An 18472-nucleotide genomic window follows, 5' to 3' on the forward strand; every position below is an offset into this window, starting at 1 on the left:
TCCACGCTTGACGAGCGGCGTGTTTCCGGGCCCTAATGGGTTCGAGAGAAACCAGTTTCGGGAATCGCTTCAGACATGACAAATCGAATTCGCCTGGCGACCGGCGCGTCGCTCGCCGCCATCCTGCTTGCCAGTGCTGCCGCCGTTTCCGCGCAGGACGTGTCCATCGTGCTGCCTGGCCCCATCGGTGCAGAACCGCGCACGCTGAGCGAAGACGAGGCGACCGACCTAGCGCGCAATGGCTATTCCCCGGCAGACGTTGCTTTCATGCAGGGCATGATCGTCCACCACCAGCAGGCGGTGGACATGTCCGCCCTGGTGGAGGAGCGCACCAATACGCCGGAAATCCTGGCTGTTTCTGGCCGCATCACCGCATCGCAGGCGGATGAGATGAAATTCATGCGCGACTGGCTTTCCAACCGGAGCGAGCCACTCGACATGGCTGGAATGGGCCATGCGGGGCATTCTGGCATGGCCGGCATGGCAACGCCCGAGCAGATGCAGGCGCTCGCCGATGCGCGCGGCACTGCATTCGATCGCCAGTTCCTCGAAATGATGGTGCGCCACCACCAGGGCGCGGTCACGATGGTGCGCGAACTGCTCGACCAGCGCGGCACTGCGGCGGACCCGCTGATGTACGATTTCACCAGCGAAGTGGTGAACGACCAGAACGCCGAGATCGAGCGCATGAACGCCGTACTCGCCAACCTGTCCGACGACCCGCGCGCCACCCTGGCGGCCGGCGTGTTCGACGCGGAGGAAGCGATCAGCAACCTTCGCCACGTCGCTTTCCTGCGCAAACCCGCGGGCTTCTTCGATCCCGAAAATCCCGGCGACCTGCGTCCGCGCATCGACAATGACGAGGACGAGGAAGCCGGCGAAGATGCCACGCCTGCCGATGAACATGCAGGCCACGCCGGACATGCCGGCATGGATGCAGCCGATGCCGGGGAAGATGGCGAGGAAGAACCCGAGCCCCGCTTTGCCGAGCGCGGGGGGATGCTGAGCTTCTCCAACACCGATATCGCCTTCTCCGGCGACTTGATGGTGGCGGGCAGCTATCATGGTTTCAACGCCTATCGCCTGGGCGAGGACGGCGTGCCGACGCTGGTCAGCAGCGTTGTCTGCCCCGGCGGTCAGGGTGACGTCTCGATCGCTGGCGATATCCTGATCATGAGCGTGGAGGAAACCCGCGGACGGACCGACTGCGGCCTCGAGGGCGTCACGGAGCGGGTGAGCGAGGATCGCTTCCGCGGCCTGCGAATATTCGACATTTCCGATATCACCCGCCCGCGTCAGGTGGGCCAGGTGCAGACCTGCCGTGGCAGCCACACCCATTCTCTTGTCACCCAGACCGATGACAGCCTGATCGTCTACAATTCGGGCACCGGTTCCGTGCGCGAGAGCGAGGAGCTGGAGTTCTGCGTGGGGGACGTGCCGGGCGATACCCGTACCGCGCTGTTCAGCATCGACGTGATCGAGATTCCCCTCGCGAACCCCGCTGCATCGCGCATCGTATCGAGCCCGCGCGTCTTCGCCGATCCCGAAACCGGTCGGCTTGGCGGCCTGTGGCTCGGCGGTGACCATGGGGAGGATACGCAGGACACCCGTCGCACCGACCAGTGCCACGACATCACCGTTTTCCCTGCACTGAACCTCGCGGCAGGCGCCTGTTCGGGGAACGGCATCATCTTCGACATTTCCGATCCCCTGAACCCCGTGCGCAAGGACGAGGTCGTCGATCCGGGCTTTGCCTACTGGCACTCTGCGACGTTCAACAACACCGGCGACATCGTGCTGTTCACCGACGAATGGGGCGGTGGCGGCCGTCCGCGCTGCCAGGCCAGCGATCCGCGCAACTGGGGCGCCAATGCTTTCTATGCGGTGGTCGATGGCCAGCTGGAATATCGCGGCACTTTCAAGCTGCCTGCGCCGCAGGGCGAAACCGAAAACTGTGTCGCGCACAACGGTTCGATCATCCCGGTACCGGGGCGTAACATCTTCGTGCAGGCGTGGTACCAGGGCGGTATCTCGGTGATCGATTTCACCGATCCCGCAAACCCGTTCGAGATCGCCTATTTCGACCGTGGGCCGGTTGACAAGGACCAGCTCGTCACTGCCGGTTACTGGTCGGCCTACTGGTATAACGGACGCATATACGCGACCGAGATCGCGCGCGGGATCGACGTCTTCGCGCTGGAGCCGAGCGAGCACCTGACCGCCGCCGAGATCGCCGCTGCCGAAGCTGCCAGCTACCGCGATGGGGTGTTCAACCCGCAGACGCAGTATCCGGTCACCTGGAGCGAAGAGGTGCTGGAAGCGGTCGAGGAAAGCCGGATGGGCGGCTAGGCCCTTCTAGCGCTAGAACCAGAAGCGCAGGCCAAGCAGGACAGCCACGCCGTCGGGATCATCCCCGGCGGCGCGGATGTAGTCTGCCGTGCCGCCAGTGGCTGCTTCGTATTCCACGCCGATGTAGGGTGCTAATTCGCGCGCGATTTCGTAGCGCAGCCGTGCCCCGACCTCGATCTTCGAAAGACCGCTGCCGATCCCCCGCTCGGGAATATCCTGCGCGGATAGCTCTGCCTCCATACGCGGTTGCAGGATCAGCCGCTGCGTGAATTTCATGTCATGCTCGGCTTCAATGCGGGCGGTGAGATCACCCTCGTCGGAGACGAATGCGGCGGCATCGAAATGGATCATGTAAGGCGCAAGGCCCGCAACGCCGACGGCAAGGTGGGCGGCGGACTCGGGCTCGATGTCGACGCGCATCCCGGCCTGCAGGTCCACGAAGGGGCCGATAGCATGGCCCCACAGCAGCTGCATTTCGGCATCGTCGATAGCGCCGCCGTCCAGATTTCCCTCGCCTTCGGTCTTGAACACGATCTTGTCTGTCGCGGTGCCATACCAGGCGCTCACGTCCCACAGGTAGGCATCGTGCCCGTCGGAAAGACGCGCTTCCAGCCGTTCGGCCAGCAGCCTGCCGGTTGTCATCCGACCATGGGCGATGCGGTTGTACGCGCGGGCGGCAGCAAGGCGGTCCGCGTCGAAGTACATTTCGGCGGCATGTTCTGGCCCTTCGAAAGCACGCGGCGGGGGCGGGCCGGCCGGAATGTCCATTTCGCCGTGATCCATCGATGAATGATTCATCGCGCCGTGCTGCGGATGGTCCGGCGTCGCTTCGTCCTGCTGCTCCACCCTGTGCTGGGAATGCTCCATGGCCTCATGTGCCGAATGGTCTGTCTCCTGCACCGGATCCCGATGCTCTTCATGGGCCGAGTGATCCTGCGCGGCGGCGGGGGAAGCGATCAGCGCCGCACCGGCGAATAACAGGGTGCGCATCACGCGTCAGCCTCTTCCGGGAATGGCCGCACGGTGACGGTCTGCATCATGCCGGCGTGCATGTGGTAGAGCAGGTGGCAGTGGAAAGCCCAGTCGCCCGGCTCGTTGGCCGTCAGGTCGAACGTGGCGGTGCTGCCGGGTTGCACCACGACGGTGTGCTTCAGCGGCTGGTTCGTCATCCCGGCACCGTTCACCAGTTCGAAGAAATGGCCGTGCAGGTGAATCGGGTGCGCCATCATGGTGTCGTTCACCAGCTTGACCCGCACCCGCTCATCATAGCCGAAGCGGATGGGTTCGTCGGTTACGGCGCTGAATTGCTTGCCGTCGAACGACCACATGTACCGTTCCATATTGCCGGTAAGGTGAATCTCCAGACTGCGCGTTGGCATGCGGTGTGGGTTGGCGTTCTTGGCCTTCAGGTCGGTATAGCGCAGCACGCGGTGATCGACGCTGTCGAGGCCAAGGCCGGGAAAGTCCATCCGGTCCACCGGCATCGGCGCAACCATGTCGATACCTGGGCTGACCTTCACATCGGGCGGCAGCAGCGAGGTATCGCGCATGGAATGGTTCATGCCGTCGTCGGATTGCATGGTGCCGTGGTCCATCTTCGTCATGTTGCCGTGGCCGGAGTGATCCATGTCGCCCATGCCTCCGGCCATTCCCATGTCGGCCATGGTCAGTGTTACCGGTTCGCGTAGCGGTGGCGGCGTCGCGCGATGGCCCGCGTGCGAAGTGAGGCTGGCCATGCCCATGCCGGAGCGATCCATTGCCTCCGCCACGAGGGCGTGGCTACCATCGAACGGGGAGACGATCACGTCATAGGTCTCGGCGGTGCCGATCTGGAATTCATCCACCTCGACCGGTACGATCTCCTGCCCGTCGGCTGCGATCACCTGCATCGCCACGCCGGGTATGCGCACGTTGAAGAAAGTCATGGCCGAGCCGTTGATGATGCGCAGCCGCACGCGCTCACCCGGCCCGAACATGAATTCAAGATTGTCCGCCGGACCGTGACCATTGACGAGGTATGTATAGGTCGCGCCAGTCACGTCCGAGATGTCGCGCGGGTTCATCCGCATCGCGCCCCACATCAGGCGGTCTTCCAGGCTCATCTCGCCGCTGCCCACCGTCATCATCTGCCGGTTGAAGTAATGTTCCCCCACCGCCAGCATCCGCGCGATTTCATGCGGGTGGCGCGGGGTGAATTCGCTCAGCAGCACCACATAATCCCGGTCATAACGCCGGTCCGGCATGTGATTGGCGTGCTCGCCCTCGATCACGATGGGACCATAATGACCCGCCTGTTCCTGCAGGCCCGAATGGCTGTGCCACCAGTAGGTGCCGGTCTGGCGAATGGGGAAGCGGTAGGTAAAGGTCTCGCCCGGACGGATGCCGGGGAAGCTAACACCGGGCACACCGTCGAACTGGAACGGCAACAGCAGGCCGTGCCAGTGGATCGAGGAGTCCTCGTCGAGGTTGTTGGTGACGTTGAGCGTTACGTCCTGCCCCTCGCGCAAGCGAATGAGCGGGCCGGGCACTGTGCCGTTCACGGCGATGGCATGGCCGCTGCGCCCGCCGGTGCTGAAGTGGTGGTTTCCGATCGAAAGGTTGATGGTGTTGCCCGAAAGCTCGCCAAAGCCTTTGCCCGCATGTGTCAGTGACTGCCCGCGCGCCCACGCAGGAATGGCAAGACCGGCTGCGGCAAGCGCGCCTGTGCCAAGCAAGCCGCGCCGGGAAATCCGGGGTGAGAACCGGGGGGGTTGTGTCATGTCCCACAACTACATACCCTGGGGGGGTATTTCAAGAAAGGCCGAAGGACCGTGGTTCAGCACAGCAAGTCATTGTTAAACCGCCTTGGCCGCATCGAAGGGCAGGTGCGCGGCGTGCGCGCGATGGTGGAGCAGGATCGATATTGCATCGATATCCTGCACCAGATCCAGGCGGTGAAGGCAGCCCTTGCAAAGGCCGAGGACGAAATCCTGAAGAACCACGCCTCGCACTGCGTGGCAGAAGCCATCGCATCGGGTGACGAGGCGGAGCAGCGCGCCAAGTTCGGGGAACTGGTGGACCTTTTTGCGAAGGCAAAGCGCTGACGCGACTGGAAGGAGGCAACATGCAGAAGGAAGGCAATTACAAGCGTTTCATGGCGATGGTGGGGACCTCCACCGTCATCATGCTGGGTTTGATGTACCTCAACACCTACGTGATCGACCACGTGTTCTGGAGCGAGACCCGCTTCTGGATGATGTTCGTGATGGGGGCGGTGATGGCAGTCGTAATGCTCCTCTTCATGTGGGGCATGTACCGAAACAAGGCCAAGAACTGGATCATCATCGGCGTGGCCGTGGTCACATTCGCGCTCTCGCTGTTCCTCGTCCGCAGCCAGGCAACGATCGACGACAGCGACTACATGTCCGCAATGATCCCGCATCATTCCATCGCCATCATGACCAGCGAACGGGCCGGGATAGAGGACTTACGTGTGCGCAAGCTGGCGAACGACATCATCCGCGCCCAGCGCCGAGAGATCGATGAAATGCGCTGGCTGCTTGCGGACATCGACGAGAACGGCATCGCCGCCACGCAGGCAGAGGCCGAGGCGCGACCCGTTCCGGAGTTCGAGGCCGAAGTGAACCCTGGCACGCCCACGCCCGGAGAATAGAACCGAGGCAGGCTGGCGAAGCCGCGAAAGGCGTTACCCCTTTACCTTGGCAATCGCCTGTTCGATCTGATCCTTGGCATAGGGCTTGGTGATGACCGGCACGTCCGCGAATTCGGGCGGGATCACATCGCCCGCCCCATAGCCGGACGCGAAGAAGAACGGCACGCCTTCTTCCCGCAGTCTCTCCGCAATGGGCAGACTGGTGTGATCGCCCAGGTTGAAATCCAGCATGGCCAAGGTCACGCCTTCTTCGATTGCCTTCATGGCGGACCCCACGCTTGCAGCCAGGACCACTTCGCTCAGGCCCATTTCCAGCAGCTGGTCTTCGGCGTCCAGCGCGATCAGCATGCTGTCTTCTACCAGCAGTATCCTGTCCTGCTCAAGGCTGACCTTGCTCTTCGGGTCACTCTCCGAAGGCTTGTCTTCACCGCTCTTCCCACCTTGCGCAACGATGTGCCGCGCGGGAATTGTGAAAAGGGCTTCGACACCGCTCGCCTTGTAATCGATGCTCGCCTCGCCGCCCAGTTCGTGCGGGATCGAGGATGTGATGATGGTCGTCCCGAAACCGCGCCGCTCGGGTTGCTGGACGACCGGGCCGCCCTGTTCCTGCCATTTCAGGACTAGGTTCTTCTCATCGTCGCAATGCCAGGTCAGCACGATCTTGCCACTGTCGCTGAGAGCGCCGTATTTCGCGGCGTTGGTGGCCAGTTCGTGGATGACCAGGGCCATGATCGGAATGGCGGTGGGCGAAATGCTGGTCTCGGGTCCGTCCATCGTCACGCGCTGCCGCGTGGCCGACATGTATGCCTGCAGCTCAACCTCGAAAAGCGTCCGCAGCGGGGTCGGGGCCCAGTTTTCTGCGGTCAGCATATCGTGGGCGATCGCCAGCGCTTTCACCCGGCTTTCCAGCGTATCGACGATGTCCGAGACGGAACCGCTTTCGCGCTTGGTCTGCGACATCAGCGCGCGGATCAGGGCAAGAATGTTGCGCACGCGGTGGTTGAGTTCGGCGATGAGAAGTTTCTGCTGTTCGGTGGCGCGCTTGCGCTCTTCGCTGGCAGCTTCGCTCAGCCGCAAGACGATCTCCAGCAGCGACGTTCGCAGGGAGCGAGCCACGCCGATCTCGGCAGGGGTGAAGGGCCGGGATTGGCCGCTGATGGTCTGTTTCCAGGCCTCGAAACTCTTGCGCGGTGACAATTCCACGCCATCGTCGGTCTGCCTGGTATGCTTCGCCTGTTCACCCGCCCAGCGGACCGAGCGCAGATGCTCTTCACGAAACAGCACCATGTAGTCGCGCGGACGCCGGGAGATCGGAATCGCGAGGAATCCCGCGGCTCCGCTGTCGAGGCTATCGACACCGAGGTAGCGCGGCAGTTCATGGGAATGATGGATAACCTGTGCGTCCTCGGTATTGAGGCGCTCCACCAGTTTCTTGAACGCAGCCTCGTCCGGATGAAGTCCGGCGGACGAAATCTCGCCCTCCATGTGGACCATCAGGCCATCGCATTCGATGGCATCGTTCATCATCTGCCAGAGCCATTCTGCATCCAGCAGCTTTTGCGGATCCTGCGCCGCGGTCGACATGACGCGATTGCCGACATCGCGGGCCTTCGCCTCGTAATCCGACGTATCCGCATTCAGGCGGCTTTCCAGCTGCAACGAGAATATCTGGCCGAACAGTTCCGCCGCGCTGCGCTGCGCGAAGGATGGCATGCGCGGCTCGTAATGATGGCAGGCTATCAGTCCCCAGAGCCGCCCGTTCACGATGATGGATATGGAAAGCGAGGCCGCCACGCCCATGTTGCGAAGATATTCCAGATGGATCGGCGATACGGCGCGGTACAGCGATAGCGACAGGTCCAGCGGTTCACCATCACCGCGCTGCATGATCGGCACCTGCTCGGCCGTGGCATCTCCGATAATGCGAAAGGTGTTGCGCACGTAGAGCTTGCGCGCCTGCTGGGGGATATCCGTGGCGGGGAAATTCAGGCCGAGAAAGCTGTCGAAGCCGCGGGCCACGGACTGCGCCACCACTTCGCCGCTTTCATCGTCCGCAAAGCGATAGATCATCACCCGGTCGAAACCGAGGAGCGCGCGCGCCTGGCGGGCGCCTTCGTTGAGCAGGCTGTCCACGTCGCGGCTGGTGGCGAGCCGCGAAAGGATATTGCGGGTGGCAGAAGATACCTCGACCTGATCGCCCTTGGACGGCTCTGCCTCGAGAATCACGGACCGCGCCGAGAAGTGCAGGGCGAGGTCGAACAGACTGCCATCGCTCAGCAGCGGAACGGCAAACAGCCGCTCGACCGAATCCTTGCCGCGAAGCATTGCAAGGCGCTCCCGGATGAGGTCGACCGCAGATTTCGCGAACACATCGGGCAGGGACTTCCCCAGCAGTTCCTCGGGCTCGATCCCGATGAAATCCACGGTGTTCGCCGCGCGTTGCACCAGCCAATCGGCGCTCAGGGCAAGCAGGAATCCGATAGGCTGGATCCCGCCGGGAATGTGGATCGGTTCGCGATCACAGTTCGTCAGCCCGATCTTGGCGTCTGGGGGTAGGAGTTCCGTCAAAAATCGTAGCCTGAAATGATGTTTGCGTGGCGCCGGAAAAGCGCGAAAGTCGTACGAGCGCCCTGCTCTACATCGTCTTCCCAGGGCTCGCCTTGATCTTTTGCAACTTCGTCTAGCGCAAGGCAAAATTCCTGCCAGGGCCGGGTGCTGCCGGGCCGCCCGCTCTCTGCGCCGCTCAGATACCGGGCGGGGCTGCCAGCCGGGATAGTTCGTGCAAGCACAGCGCCCCCTAGCCGCGAGCCTTCCAGAACATACTGTGCACCCCAGACATGGGCATCCGTTGGCAATTGAGGGGGATTTTCTTGAGGACACGGCGCTGCCTGGATCTCCAGATCGCCGAGATCGGCTTGCAAGTGACCCATTCGCGAAGTCCAGCCGGTCCAGCCAGCACGGTGAAGCATCGGCTCCAGTGCTGCCAGTGCCCCTGCGTGCGCCAGCAGGAAGTGGCCGTAGCCTTTAGGCGTGGCAAGGTCGAAGCGTCCGAATGCGCGTTCGGTCGCGTCGTGCTCATCCCGCGTGGACTCGCGGAGCCGGAAGCGGAAACCGTGCATGCGCGCCTGCCTCGCAGCAGGCGCTGCAGGCCGCGATGCCGCGGAAGCTTGGTTGTCTGTGTGAGGGAAAGTCATCGTCGCGTGGCCATCTAATGCACCAACTCGGCGGAAGTGCCAAAATACTTTCGGCGAGCGCGCAGCAAAAGGCCCGGCAGGATCGCTCCTGCCGGGCCTCTTGTTTAGTCTTCGGGACGAGAGCGGGGCTTAGAAGCCCATGCCGCCCATGCCGCCCATGCCGCCCATGTCGGGCATGCCGCCGCCGCCGCCGGAGGACTTGTCTTCGGGGATTTCCGAGATAGCCGCTTCGGTGGTGATCAGCAGACCGGCGACCGAAGCCGCATCCTGCAGGGCAGTGCGCACGACCTTGGTCGGGTCGATCACGCCAGCAGCCACGAGGTTTTCGTAGGTGTCGGTCGCGGCGTTGAAGCCCTGCGTCTCGTCGTTCTCACGAAGCAGGTTGCCCGAAACAACCGCACCGTCGTGGCCGGCGTTGGTGGCAATCTGGCGGACCGGAGCCATGATGGCCTGGCGCACGATTTCGATACCGCGCGTCTGGTCATGGTTTTCGCCGGTGACGCCTTCCAGCGCCTTGGTGCTGTAGAGAAGTGCAGTACCGCCGCCGGGGACAATGCCTTCTTCGACGGCAGCACGGGTAGCGTGCAGCGCATCGTCGACGCGGTCCTTGCGTTCCTTCACTTCGACTTCCGAAGCACCGCCGACCTTGATCACGGCAACACCGCCAGCCAGCTTGGCCAGACGTTCCTGCAGCTTTTCCTTGTCGTAGTCGGACGTGGTTGCTTCGATCTGCGAACGGATCTGCTCGACACGGGCCTTGATGCCTTCGGCATCGCCGGCACCATCGACGATGGTCGTGTTGTCCTTGTCGATGGTGACGCTCTTGGCTTCGCCCAGCATGGACAGGCCGACGTTTTCCAGCTTGATGCCCAGGTCTTCGCTGATCATTTCACCGTTGGTGAGGATCGCGATGTCCTGCAGCATGGCCTTGCGACGGTCACCGAAGCCCGGTGCCTTCACGGCGGCAACCTTCAGGCCGCCACGCAGCTTGTTCACCACGAGAGTGGCCAGCGCTTCGCCTTCGATGTCTTCCGCGATGATCAGCAGCGGACGCCCGGTCTGCACCACGGCTTCGAGCACGGGCAGCATAGCCTGCAGGTTCGAAAGCTTCTTTTCGTGGATCAGGATGTAGGGGTTTTCCAGCTCGACCGTCATCTTCTCCGGGTTGGTGACGAAGTAGGGCGAGAGGTAGCCACGGTCGAACTGCATGCCTTCGACGACGTCGAGCTCGAATTCGAGGCCCTTGCTTTCGTCGACGGTGATCACGCCTTCCTTGCCGACCTTTTCCATGGCTTCGGCGATCTTCTCGCCAACTTCACGGTCGCCGTTGGCGGAGATGATGCCGACCTGGGCGATCTCTTCCGAACCGGACACGTCCTTGGAACGGGCCTGCAGGTCTGCAACCACCTTGGACACGGCGAGGTCGATGCCTCGCTTCAGGTCCATCGGGTTCATGCCAGCGGCAACTGCGGTCATGCCTTCGCGCACGATGGCCTGGGCCAGCACGGTGGCGGTGGTGGTACCGTCACCCGCGGAGTCGTTCGCCTTGCTGGCGACTTCGCGGATCATCTGCGCGCCCATGTTCTCGAACTTGTCCTTCAGTTCGATATCCTTGGCGACGGTGACACCATCCTTGGTGATGCGCGGTGCGCCGAAGCTCTTGTCGAGCACGACGTTGCGACCCTTGGGGCCCAGCGTAACCTTCACGGCGTTGGCGAGCGTATCCACGCCCTTGAGGATGCGTTCACGCGCATCGCGGCCGAATTTGACGTCCTTGGCAGACATATTCGTTTCTCCTGGAAATTCGTTGAAGGGGGAAAGCAGTCAGGGAAGACGGGCGATCAGCCCAGCACACCCATGATGTCGCTTTCCTTCATGATGATCAGGTCTTCACCGTCGATCTTGACTTCGGTGCCGGACCACTTGCCGAACAGCACGCGGTCGCCGGCCTTCACGTCGAGGGCGGTGACGGTGCCGTCTTCGGCCTTGGAGCCATTGCCGACGGCGACGACTTCGCCTTCGCTCGGCTTTTCCTTGGCGCTATCGGGGATGATGATGCCACCAGCCGTTTTTTCTTCGGCTTCGAGGCGGCGGACCAGTACGCGGTCGTGCAGCGGACGGAATGCCATATGTATGACCTCTTCCTATGATTAGAGTTGTGACGATTGGCACTCTCCTCATGGGAGTGCCAGCGCCCCGCATTTGGGAGCGCGTTCACACGGAGTCAATGGGAGGGGAAGAGAAAAAATTGCGTTGGCACGGCCACCCGTTACCTGGGGGCGGCTTGGCGGCTCCGCAAGGTCAGGTCGAGTTTCTCGCGCCGATGCCAGCGCCACAACAGCAGGACGGCAGCGAAGGTCAGCCCGGTGGCGAGACCGATCCAGACGCCCTTGCCACCCAGCGGAGTGCCAAGACCCAGCCCGGCGGCGAGTCCAAAACCCGGCACCCAGTATGAGAAGATGGCGATCCACATGGGAACGCGCGTATCCTTCAATCCGCGTAGCGCGCCCGCTGCCACGGCCTGCACCCCGTCGGAAAGCTGGAAGGCAGCGGCGATCGCCAGGAAGCCCGTAGCGATCACGGTCAGTCTCGCGTTGGCCGGATCGCCGGGATCGATGTAGAGCGCCAGCAGGGCCTCGGGTATGGCGATCATCGTCGCCGCAGTCAGTGCCATGAAGCCGGTGCCCATCATGATGCCTGTCCACCCGGCTCGGCCCATCCCATCGGCATCCCGCGCGCCGTAGAAATAGCCCACCCGGATCGTGGCGGCCTGGCCTACGCCGAAGGGCACCTGGAAGGCGAAGGCAGCCAGGTTCAGCGCCACCGTATGCGCGGCCAGTTCCAGGCCGCCCAGCCGCCCCATCAAAAAGGCCGCTGCGCCGAACACGCCCGCCTCCGCCAACACGGTGATCGCGATGGGCGTGCCGATGCGGACGATCTCGCCCAGCCTCTTCCAATCCGGCCGCCAGAAAAAGCCCATAATGTGATAGCGATGCAGCCGTGGGTCGAGGCGAATGGCCGCCGCATACATCGCCGCAATCGCGACGGAGGTTATGAAAGTGGCCACGGCGGCGCCGGGCAGACCCATTTCGGGCGCGCCGAGATTGCCGAAGATGAAGGCGTAGTTGCCAAGCGCGTTCACACCGATGCCGAGCGCGGTGATAACCGTCGCGAAGACTGGCCGGCCAAGAGCAGCAACGAAGTTGCGCTGGACGCCAGCCACGATCATCAGGGGGGCGGACCATACGAGGACATTCATGTAGCTGCTGGCGAGGGCAGCAATGTGCGGTTCCTGCCCCGTCAGCTGCATCAATGGCCCGATCATCAGGCAGATGCCCATCCCGGCAATCGACACGATGACGGACAGCCACAGCGCCATGCGGACCGCGCGGCGCACGGGGCGAAGGGCTGGGCCCCGCGCGCCGATTTCTGCCGCCATGATCGGGGCGACCGCACCGGTTAGGCTTTGCAATGACCACAAGACGAGGCCGAACAGCGCCACGGCCAGCGCAGACGCCGCCAGTTCGTCCGGCCCCAGTCGCGCAATGAACATCACGTCGATGGCGTAGGTCAGCATCTGCAGAACGTTGGCAAGCGCCAGCGGCCCCGCCAGGCGGAGCGTTTCGAGAGCCTCGGTTTTCCAGCCGGGCGTGGGTGGGTGCGCTACGGGTCGCATGTCGTTTCTGCTGAAATCAGCCGGCCCGGATAGGCGTGCGCGTGCCCGCAGGGAAGTGCATGACTGCATGCAGAAGGTCTTTGCCAGCCGGGTGCGGCGACAGGGTAACAGCGCCAACACCTGTACCGCAGCCAGTCCCACCGGTCAGCAAGGCGAAAGCTGGCAGGCGGCAATGGGATGTCATGCACATAAAAACCTGCTTTATTCTGGCAGCGAGCGCGCTCGCCGCAATCTCCGCACCCGCCAGCGCCCAAGAGGTGTTCGGCGGCGTCTACGCCCACGCGGTCGACACGCCGTTCACGCTGGAGACGACCGAAGGCGGTTCTGTCGATGTTGCCGTCGGTGTCCGTTTCGGCGGAATCGAAGCGCTGGACTTCATCGGCTCGCCTCAGCCCTATGTCGTTGGCAACCTCAACACGTCAGGCGATACCTCATTTGCAGGCGCGGGCCTGTCGTGGATCATCGGCAAGGGACCGTTCTACGTGCGCCCCGGCATCGGACTGGTGGTGCACGACGGACCCGAGTTCCGCATCGACCCGGCAACGGGCGACCGCGCCGACTTGGGTAGCCGGGTGCTGTTCGAGCCGGAGATCGGCGCAGGGTACCGGGTCAGCGAGCGCGTGTCTGTCGAGGCGCACTGGATGCACATCAGCCAGGGACAGATTTTCAACAGCGAGCAGAACCCCGGCATCGACATGATCGGTGCACGGGTTAACTGGCGTCTCTGAAGGGTGCACGGGTCAGCAGGGCGACAAAAAGGGCGCCACCATCGCTGGTGACGCCCCCTTGGTGATCCGATTGGATCGAAGCGGTAAGCTGTAAAGCTTACTTCAGTTCGACGGTGCCGCCGGCAGCTTCGATCTTCGCCTTGATTTCTTCGGCTTCGGCCTTGTTCACGCCTTCCTTGACGGCCTTGGGCGCGCCTTCGACGAGAGCCTTGGCTTCGGTCAGGCCGAGGCCGGTGATGCCGCGGACTTCCTTGATGACCTGGATCTTCTTGCCACCGTCGCCGGTGAGGATGACGTCGAATTCGTCCTTCTCTTCGGCAGCAGCTTCACCAGCGCCGCCGCCGGCGGGGCCAGCAACAGCAACAGCAGCAGCGGCGCTAACGCCCCACTCTTCTTCCAGGGCCTTGGCCAGTTCGGCCGCTTCCATGACGGTCAGCGAGGACAGTTCTTCTACAAGCTTGGCAATGTCAGCCATGATGTTTCACTCCAATATGGGCGGGGCGTATCGATTGCCCCATGATGTTTCGTCTCGAATGCGAGAAAGCGTCTCTTAGGCTGCGTCCTTGGCGCCGTAGGCACCGAAGACACGGGCAAGCTTGGCTGCCGGCTCGTTGACAACGCGGGCGATCTTCGTCGCCGGAGCGTTGACCAGGCCAACAATCGTGCCGCGCAGTTCGTCGAGGCTGGGCATCGAGGCCAGAGACCGGATGCCTGCTTCGTCGAGAACCTGCGTGCCCATCGAACCACCGACGATTTCCAGCTTGTCGTTCGACTTGGCGAAATCGACAGCAACCTTGGCGGCTGCAACCGGGTCTACTGACCAGGCCAATGCTGTGGGACCGGTGAGATATTCATCGATCCCGACGTAATCGGTGTCCTTCAGGGCGAGCTTGGCGAGACGGTTCTTCGCAACCTTGTAGGTAGCCCCTGCATCGCGCATCTTGTTCCGCAGGTCGGTGGACTGGTCCACCGTCAGGCCGAGGTTGCGGGTGACAACCACCACGCCGACCTCGTTGAACACTTCGCTGAGCTGGGCGACCGCTTCGGATTTCTGCGAACGATCCATGCCGTACTCCTTCACTATGGCCGCCCGCGTATTCTTGCGGACGACCGGCTCAAGTTGCCACACGGCTCATGCCGCGTGGCATAGGGGTTGCCAGATGCGCTCATCGCGATCTGGCGTGTCCATTGATGGGGAAGGAGGCGCGTGAACATCACGCTGATGGCAGAACGCCAGGGCGATCTGCAAAAACTCATTTCCCCGTCTAGGCTGGAAATTAAGACCGGCACATTCCGGTCACCAACTGTCTCGGACGGATGACTGCAAAAGCAATCGGGGCGGGCAGATAGCTGCCACGCCCCGAAAGTCAAGCCGAAAGCGCACCCCGAAAATCGGTTGGGGCGCGCCAGGCAGGAAGATTACCGATCAGATTTCGTCGGCGGTTTCTTCCAGCTCTTCAGCCTGTGCTTCCATGTTTGCTTCCATGGCTTCGTCGCCCATTTCCTCGGCCACTTCGGCTTCGGCTTCGGCAACACCGGCTTCGGCATCCATCACTTCGGCTTCGGCTTCGGCAACATCTTCGGCCTGTTCGCCAGCATCGTCGGCGGCACCGCCACAGGCGGAAAGAGCGAAAGCGAGGGGAGCGGCTACGAGCATAATCTTCTTCATGTTGATTTCCTGTCCTTGGAACCCTGAAAATCCGGGCGCGCCGCAATTGCCACACTGCTGCCACAATTCCAAGTGGTTACTTTCGCTCGTATCCCAGCAGATCTCCGGGCTGGCATTTCAGCTCCCGGCAGATCGCCTCCAGCGTGGAAAAGCGGATGGCCTTGGCCTTGCCGGTTTTCAGGATCGAGAGGTTGGCGAGCGTCAGCCCTACGCGCTCTGCCAATTCGGTAAGGGTCATGCGGCGATCGTGCAGCAGGTCGTCCAGCCGGATCACGATGCCGGTTCCTTCAGCGTCGGCGCCCATCAGACGGTTCCTTCCAGGTCATCGCGCATTGCTGCGCCAAGCCGGAATACGCGGGCGAGGATGAACAGGATGACGACCATGAGCATGCCCTCGATATCGATCCCGACATCAAATGTGAGGTTCACGTCCTCTACCGCTTCGGCCCAGTCGGACACGTACATGCCAATTGCGGCTATGGGGAAGCCGAGCAGTTGAACCGCCAGTAGCAGCCATGCCATCAGGCCTAGCCGGTCCGCATTTTTCGGAACAAACGGATCGCCTTCGGCAACCGTATCGATAACCTGCCGCAGCTTGCCAAAGAAGAAAAAGATCAGCGCCACGGCGATGAGCGCAAGGGCCATCACGGCGATGGCCGGCACGAGGGGAAACTCCCCTGCCTGCGGCCCCATCTCTGCTGCAACCCCGGCGACGATGTCGGCGCGAAAGATTACCAGAACGGGCATTGCAATCAGCAACCCTATTGCGGCAAGCACCATGATGCCCTGCATCATCAGGGACAGGACCTTTCCGGCCAGTAGCAGGAGGTCATTGGGGCGATGTGCTGCGTCAGTCATTTGCGGTCTTTCTCGATCGAGCGTGCAAATTACGCCAGCGCAGGGGCGGCGATGGCAGCACCCTGTTGCACCGGTACCGAAGTGACGGCGGACAGGGAGGTAAGCGCAATGACGACGGCGGCCAGCGCGGCGAGCGAATTGTTGAGCAGGCGGTTCATTTATCGATCTCCTTGATATTGATTATCGACAATCGATATGGCCGAGTCGCACCTTATTGTCAATCGATAATATCGAAAAACAATATACGCCTTACCGTTTCGTGGAATCGAACCGAATTGGGTAACGCCCATCCCGAAGCGATCGATGTCCAAACGGTAAGCCAGCCGGGCTTATTACGATGACCTTGCGAATTGCGCTGCGCTTAGGGTGCGGGAATGGGAGGTGTCTCCCAGAACAACGCCACTTCGTCCGCCTCTCCGGTCATCTCGTAACGGATGAGCGCGATGGGCAGACGGCCTGCCGCCATGAACTCATCGTGGAATTCGCGTAGTTTGAAGTCGTCTCCCAGTTGCATGGCCCGGTCCGCCAGCAGTGCATCCATCTGCAACTTGCCGATGGTGTAAGCCACGCCGTAACCGGGCGGGCGGCGCAGGTAGATCTCGGCGTCGACGCGGGCCACGTCCTCGTCCAGCCACGGGGTCCGGGCACGCATGAAGTCCACCGCCTCGGCAACGCTCCACGCATTGCGCTGCATGTTGACGTCGGCCGGAACGCGCGCGGCGCGGAAAATGCCGAACAGCATCATGTATTCGTCCGCGCGGGGCGAATGGTCCGTCCCTCCGGCCAGCATCGTCGCTTCTTCGAGATAGGTGGCCCAACCCTCTGCGCGCGATCCTTCGCTGTAACGTCCACGTATCGGCCTATCGTCACGCTCGGCCAGCACCGCGTCGAAGCGGTGGCCGGGAATAACCGCGTGCACGTGGTCGGGAATGGGGTCGCGAAACTGGATCTGCTCCCAGAAATTCGGTCCGCCAGGTCGTTCGATGTAAGGGGTGTTCGCACCCAGTTCGCCAACGAAGTCGGGAATGGTAATGATGTCCTCTTCCGTCAGCCATTCGCGCACGATGCGATCGGTTTCGGCGATCTTGCCGCGCTGCTCTTCGGCACTGGCCGACAAAGCGATTTGTGGCTCATCGCGGTTGCGATGGCGCAGCAGGGCAAGTGCGGCGGTCATGCGTTCGTGCTCTCGCTCTGCCAGCACCAGCATATCGTCGCTCGTCATAGGGATCATGCGTACGTGGCGGATGAACCAGTCGTAGCGCGCCGCGCCCACACCTGCCGACGCATCCATCTGCGGGCGCTGGGTCTCCAGCCAGTCACGAAAGCCGGACAGCGCCGAGCGTGCGGCCTCTATGTCTGGCACCAGCTCGGGCTGGTTTGTACGGGCGCGCGCCAGCAGATCGTTATACCAGCCGATGATGCCCGGCGGAGGCACTTCGCGATAGGGGTGGTAGTGGTTGACCCCGTCGCTGTTCTCTAGATTATAGAGCGCGAGGTCGGCATAGTCTCCTGCCACCTCCGTCAGATTGGCGCGGGCATCGGCGAGCATGGGCGGTACGGCGGAAAGCTGGCGACGCAGGTCGGCCAGGTCATCGCCGCTGGCAGGCACCTCGGCGAACGCCACGCGCATCAGCGGATCGAGATAGAAGCCCGGATCGCGTTTCCACGGGCGCAGCACCTGCAGGTTGAAGCGGTAACCATTGAGGATGGACCGCACCGCGAGGTAATCGACCTGCTGTTCGCGTGCCCAGTCCTGCACCGGCATCGCATCCAGGCGCTGTTCGAACGTGGCGAGCCCCGCCAGCTTGCGCTGCATCAGGTCGTCGGCATAGGTCTCCCCCACGCGCGCGCCCGAGTCGAGCACCACGGCGGAGGTGAAGGCCGGAACCATGTAGGTGCGCAGCTCCTCGTGCAGTTCGACAAGATCGTCGTAATCGGCTTGCGCGTGGGCCGTGGTGGCAAGGCACAGGGCCATCAGGGCGGCAAGGATCAGGCGCATCGCAGGTCTCCATCTTCGGTTGCCATTGTCTGGGCGCCCTGTCCAGCCAGCAGAATCGTTCGGGCGAAGGCCAGCGGTCAGCCCCATTGACCCGACTCGGCTGCATACCTATATGGCCCTCATCGCCGAAGAGTTTCGAGCAAGGTGCGCTTTTACGCGGGGGTGCAGCCCAGGACGGAAGCTTTCGGTTTCTGCGTGAGATGACAGGATCAAGGCTGCGAAGGCGGTGCCCGCCCCGAGAGGGAAGGTGCGCCTTGCTTGCAGCCGTTTTTGCGTCTCGCGTCCTCCCGCTCCTGACGAATTTTTTCCGGCACCGGCCATGCGCCGCTGCCCACACGCGAAGAGAA

At 62.6% G+C, this 18472-nt stretch carries 18 protein-coding genes; 4 read left to right on the top strand and 14 right to left on the bottom strand.

Annotation, left to right across the window (positions count from 1 at the left end):
• Nucleotides 1-75: 75 nt before the first annotated feature.
• On the top strand, nt 76-2349 hold the full coding sequence (locus D2V07_RS08765; RefSeq protein ID WP_119586584.1) for a DUF305 domain-containing protein: 2274 nt from the start codon (nt 76-78) through the stop codon (nt 2347-2349).
• 12 nt (nt 2350-2361) lie between these two features.
• On the opposite strand, the gene D2V07_RS08770 is transcribed toward D2V07_RS08765, so the two are convergent.
• Both D2V07_RS08770 and D2V07_RS08775 read right to left on the bottom strand, forming a co-directional pair.
• Nucleotides 2362-3339 (bottom strand): copper resistance protein B, encoded by a 978-nt coding sequence (locus tag D2V07_RS08770; RefSeq protein WP_119586585.1) that lies wholly within the window; start codon nt 3337-3339, stop codon nt 2362-2364.
• Nucleotides 3339-5108, bottom strand: coding sequence for a copper resistance system multicopper oxidase (locus tag D2V07_RS08775; protein WP_119586586.1), 1770 nt, complete (start codon nt 5106-5108; stop codon nt 3339-3341). Before D2V07_RS08775 ends, D2V07_RS08770 begins: the two co-directional genes overlap by 1 nt.
• A gap of 51 nt (nt 5109-5159) precedes the next feature.
• On the opposite strand from D2V07_RS08775, the gene D2V07_RS08780 reads away from it, so the two are divergent.
• Nucleotides 5160-5432 (top strand): metal-sensitive transcriptional regulator, encoded by a 273-nt coding sequence (locus tag D2V07_RS08780; protein WP_119586587.1) that lies wholly within the window; start codon nt 5160-5162, stop codon nt 5430-5432.
• A gap of 20 nt (nt 5433-5452) precedes the next feature.
• Nucleotides 5453-6001, top strand: coding sequence for a DUF305 domain-containing protein (locus D2V07_RS08785; protein WP_119586588.1), 549 nt, complete (start codon nt 5453-5455; stop codon nt 5999-6001).
• A 33-nt stretch (nt 6002-6034) separates the two neighbouring features.
• On the opposite strand, the gene D2V07_RS08790 is transcribed toward D2V07_RS08785, so the two are convergent.
• From D2V07_RS08790 to D2V07_RS08810, 5 genes are all read right to left on the bottom strand, one after another.
• Nucleotides 6035-8569, bottom strand: a complete 2535-nt coding sequence (locus D2V07_RS08790; RefSeq protein WP_119586589.1) for an HWE histidine kinase domain-containing protein — start codon at nt 8567-8569, stop codon at nt 6035-6037.
• Nucleotides 8566-9120, bottom strand: coding sequence for a biliverdin-producing heme oxygenase (locus D2V07_RS08795; protein WP_119586590.1), 555 nt, complete (start codon nt 9118-9120; stop codon nt 8566-8568). Before D2V07_RS08795 ends, D2V07_RS08790 begins: the two co-directional genes overlap by 4 nt.
• Before the next feature lie 204 nt (nt 9121-9324).
• Nucleotides 9325-10980: a chaperonin GroEL gene (gene groL / locus D2V07_RS08800; RefSeq protein ID WP_119586591.1), complete on the bottom strand. Its 1656-nt coding sequence runs from the start codon at nt 10978-10980 to the stop codon at nt 9325-9327.
• A gap of 56 nt (nt 10981-11036) precedes the next feature.
• Nucleotides 11037-11324: a co-chaperone GroES gene (gene groES, locus D2V07_RS08805; RefSeq protein WP_119586592.1), complete on the bottom strand. Its 288-nt coding sequence runs from the start codon at nt 11322-11324 to the stop codon at nt 11037-11039.
• Nucleotides 11325-11464: 140 nt separating this feature from the next.
• On the bottom strand, nt 11465-12871 hold the full coding sequence (locus D2V07_RS08810) for an MATE family efflux transporter (RefSeq protein ID WP_119586593.1): 1407 nt from the start codon (nt 12869-12871) through the stop codon (nt 11465-11467).
• A gap of 182 nt (nt 12872-13053) precedes the next feature.
• Between D2V07_RS08810 and D2V07_RS08815 the strand changes: the two genes are divergently transcribed.
• The gene (locus tag D2V07_RS08815) at nt 13054-13599 is read left to right on the top strand and encodes an acyloxyacyl hydrolase (RefSeq protein WP_158586787.1); all 546 of its coding nucleotides are present in this window, start codon (nt 13054-13056) and stop codon (nt 13597-13599) included.
• A 97-nt stretch (nt 13600-13696) separates the two neighbouring features.
• On the opposite strand, the gene rplL is transcribed toward D2V07_RS08815, so the two are convergent.
• The 7 genes from rplL to D2V07_RS08845 form a co-directional block, all read right to left on the bottom strand.
• Entirely contained in the window at nt 13697-14074 is a 378-nt protein-coding gene (gene rplL / locus D2V07_RS08820) for a 50S ribosomal protein L7/L12 (protein WP_119586595.1), read from the bottom strand.
• 75 nt (nt 14075-14149) lie between these two features.
• Nucleotides 14150-14665, bottom strand: a complete 516-nt coding sequence (gene rplJ / locus D2V07_RS08825; RefSeq protein WP_119586754.1) for a 50S ribosomal protein L10 — start codon at nt 14663-14665, stop codon at nt 14150-14152.
• 360 nt (nt 14666-15025) lie between these two features.
• Entirely contained in the window at nt 15026-15268 is a 243-nt protein-coding gene (locus tag D2V07_RS08830) for a hypothetical protein (RefSeq protein WP_119586596.1), read from the bottom strand.
• A gap of 76 nt (nt 15269-15344) precedes the next feature.
• The gene (locus D2V07_RS08835) at nt 15345-15572 is read right to left on the bottom strand and encodes a helix-turn-helix domain-containing protein (protein ID WP_119586597.1); all 228 of its coding nucleotides are present in this window, start codon (nt 15570-15572) and stop codon (nt 15345-15347) included.
• Entirely contained in the window at nt 15572-16126 is a 555-nt protein-coding gene (locus D2V07_RS08840) for a DUF2975 domain-containing protein (RefSeq protein WP_119586598.1), read from the bottom strand. Before D2V07_RS08840 ends, D2V07_RS08835 begins: the two co-directional genes overlap by 1 nt.
• A 29-nt stretch (nt 16127-16155) precedes the next feature.
• Nucleotides 16156-16284: a hypothetical protein gene (locus D2V07_RS19005; protein ID WP_267899749.1), complete on the bottom strand. Its 129-nt coding sequence runs from the start codon at nt 16282-16284 to the stop codon at nt 16156-16158.
• A gap of 203 nt (nt 16285-16487) precedes the next feature.
• The gene (locus D2V07_RS08845) at nt 16488-18125 is read right to left on the bottom strand and encodes a DUF885 family protein (RefSeq protein ID WP_158586788.1); all 1638 of its coding nucleotides are present in this window, start codon (nt 18123-18125) and stop codon (nt 16488-16490) included.
• Nucleotides 18126-18472: the final 347 nt, after the last annotated feature.

Source organism: Aurantiacibacter zhengii, assembly GCF_003584125.1.
In the GTDB taxonomy this organism is placed as follows: Bacteria; Pseudomonadota; Alphaproteobacteria; order Sphingomonadales; family Sphingomonadaceae; genus Alteraurantiacibacter; species Alteraurantiacibacter zhengii.